Genomic DNA, 2,832 nt, shown 5'->3' with positions numbered 1-2,832 from the left:
CTACGTGCTGACGCCCCGCCGCTGCTCCCTCAAACCCCACCACTCCCAGGGACTCTTACTCGCATTACTAGGGCTGGGTCGCCGACATGGCCGCCCCGAATGCTGCCTAGCTCAACGTGTGGCTGAAGATTCGCTACTCCCGCAACACGGCGTCGTGGCCGCTGCCTACGTCTATGGGCGTACGCGCTTCCTGTCGGTCATGACAGGTCCGTCCCTGAGTGCGGCTGCGAGCAGGACTGGGCGGGTGGGGTGGGCGGGGAACCGCTGATGCTTGAAGTTGCGCAAAACTTGCGCAACACTTGCTCGGTGTCGAATCCTTCACACTCCCTATTCGGCGTGCGCCTTTCTGATCTGGGCGCCCCCAAGTCCGACACGCTGAAGAAGGCGCCGCTGGAGCTCGTCGTGTGCCAAGTTCGACACGAGGCCATCGGGGCAGGGATTGACCCAGGGCTCGTGCCCACGGCGCAAGCACGACTGTCACCGTGGGTGACCCGCGCGGAGCAACTGCCGTCTGGTCAGGTGGCGTTCCCGCCGGGTGTCGTGTTCCCCGGAGTGATGCAACCGGCCGGTTGGCGGTTCCTCGGCGACTCAGGGTGGATCGTCACGCTGGGTGCCGATTCGTTCTCCGTGGAGTGCACTCGTTACACGACCTGGACAAACTTCTGGGCGCTCCTCGAGGCAGTGACGACGTTCGTGTACGAGGCTTACTCGCCGCAGTTGGCCCAAAGAGTTGGTCTCAGGTTCGTGGACCGCTTCGTCCGAGACGCCTCGGCCTACCCGCAGCAGTGGCAGGGTCTCTTGAACCCGGCGGTCCTGGGGTTCGGCGCGCACCCGGTCCTGGACAGCGCAACCCTCGTTGCCCAAACCTCCTCAGAACTCCTGGTCGAGGGTCTGCGGGCGAACGTCCGTGGGAGCGTCGCCTCCGACTCCACCCCGAATGGGTATTCGTTCGTCCTCGACACAGACTGCTTCGACGAGCAAGTGCGCCCGTTCGCCGTCGACGCCGTTCTTCACACAGTGGATCGCCTCCACGATCTCAACCTCCGGCTGTTCCAAAGCGTGGTGACAGACACCTACTTTTCGGAGTTGCGGGGATGAGCGTCGCCACCTTGTTCGCCACTCCCTCGAGCAGCCCCGCCACCAACAGCACCACGACCGACCGCACCACGACCGACCGCACCACGACCGACAGCACGGTGCACGTGTGGGGAACCTCTACGAACCTAGCGACGGCACCTGAGATCGAGGTCTCGAAGCGCGAGGCCACACCCGTCACTGAGGGCCGTCTGCGTAACGCAGTGCGGGGTGCGGCCGCGTCCGGCGTCCTGCTCGCTGGCCTCTTTGGCACTCCCGCCGCGGGTGCGACAACTTCCACCACGCCAGTTCACCAAGGACCCGAACGTCGACTCCCGAGTCGTGGCGGCGTGGAGGTGCCGGCGAGCCCGTCAGTGTTGGACCTTCGTCCGATCCAGCTTGTCGAGGAGCTGAAGACCTGGCTCGGCCTGGCCGACGACGGCACTGCGGACCTGGTGGGCGTGTCCCGGCGCAGCATCACGAACTGGCGACAGGGCAAGAACGCCTACGCTGCGTCCACCGAACGACTGACTCAGGTGCACGCGCTGGTCTCGGGACTGGTTCGAAGTCTCGGCGATGAAGCCCAGGTGCGACTCTGGTTGCGCGCCAGCGACGCTCAGGGCCGCGACCGCCTTGCTCTGCTCGAGGCTGGAGAAGACGGGCTTCGTCAGGTTGTCAACGAAGCGGCGTCGCTTCTCTTCGTGACCCCGACAGCCCCCGACTTCGATGCCGGGTTGAGCGACTCGGAGGCGGCCTGGCTAGTGGCCGGTGCGCGCACCGCAGGCTCGCACGTCCCCGGCCCGGCACGACGTGTCCGCAAGCCGAGGAGCACGTGATTTCCGATGGCGATCTCGGACGAACTGCCTGTCGATCGTGGAGGGTGGCCGCCTGAGGTTCTCGCTGCCGCAGCGACCTTCGCCTCCGGTGACGTCGTGGAGAACCCGCCCTACTTCTACTTCGCTGACCCGCAGTACGCGGTGCTGACGCAAACCAAGGTCTACTTCGACGCCGACTACGAAGGGCCGGAGATCGTGGACGCCAACGATCTCGCGCCGCCGTTCGGTGTCATCACCAGTCAGACCTGCGACGTAGGCGAGGTGGACTTCGAGGTCCCGAGGCAACCGTTCGTCGCGATCGCGCCCGTCTTCGACGGCTCGGACCTGGACGGCTCGATGCGTAGTCTGTTGAAGAAGGGGAAGCTTCTTCAAGGCATGCTTCACCTTCCCGCGCTATCGGAACGGGCGCCGGGTTTCTGGGTTGTGGACCTGCGCCTGGAAGTGCCTGTGGAGAAGAGCTGGCTGGTCGGGCGGACACCTATCCAGGGCTTCCCGACCGAAGCCGACGCACGCCGCATCGCCGAGGCCGTCTGCGAGGTACGCAAGCGACCGGCGTGGGCAAAGGTCGTCAACGAGTGCCTCGACGACACCCTGGCCGCCGAGCTCAAGGCACTCAAAGCCACCAACAAGCCGCTGTTCGTCCAGGTGGCAACCGAGATCGAGGAGATCGGGGCCCGCGCGGACAGCATGTTCGCCCCCCGGGTCGTCCAACTCGCCGCGTTCGCGGCCAGTGGTCACCCGTCCCCTCCGGTCCTGGCATGGTGGCGCGAGACCAGCGAACGTATCGCACAAGCGATGACTGGCCGTGGCATCACCGTGCTACCAGCCGAGGCGTTGGCACTGGACCAGTGCCCGGTGACGACAGTGGAGTCCAGCAGAGTGACTCTTCTATGTCTGTCAACCCACGGCGGGTTCGACGTGG

General features: G+C 65.6%; 3 protein-coding genes. All 3 read left to right on the top strand.

Annotated features, from left to right (window positions below; translation table 11 throughout):
- Positions 1–267 precede the first annotated feature (267 nt).
- On the top strand, positions 268–1,098 hold the full coding sequence (locus D6B71_RS22280) for a TIGR04255 family protein (protein ID WP_126688351.1): 831 nt from the start codon (positions 268–270) through the stop codon (positions 1,096–1,098).
- Complete coding sequence (locus tag D6B71_RS22995) at positions 1,095–1,910, top strand: hypothetical protein (protein WP_164519789.1); 816 nt, start codon at positions 1,095–1,097, stop codon at positions 1,908–1,910. Before D6B71_RS22280 ends, D6B71_RS22995 begins: the two co-directional genes overlap by 4 nt.
- Before the next feature lie 6 nt (positions 1,911–1,916).
- Positions 1,917–2,832, top strand: a 916-nt coding sequence (locus tag D6B71_RS22265) for a hypothetical protein (protein ID WP_164519788.1), incomplete at its 3' end; no start/stop codon positions are given.

Source organism: Nocardioides ferulae (genome assembly GCF_003660455.1).
Lineage (GTDB): Bacteria > Actinomycetota > Actinomycetes > Propionibacteriales > Nocardioidaceae > Nocardioides > Nocardioides ferulae.
This window is presented reverse-complemented; position numbering and strand designations above follow the sequence as displayed.

Excerpts from the sequence above, each read along its gene's own strand:
- D6B71_RS22280 (WP_126688351.1), top strand. The coding sequence starts at position 268 with ATGCTTGAAGTTGCGCAAAACTTGCGCAACACTTGCTCGGTGTCGAAT.
- D6B71_RS22995 (WP_164519789.1), top strand. The coding sequence starts at position 1,095 with ATGAGCGTCGCCACCTTGTTCGCCACTCCCTCGAGCAGCCCCGCCACC.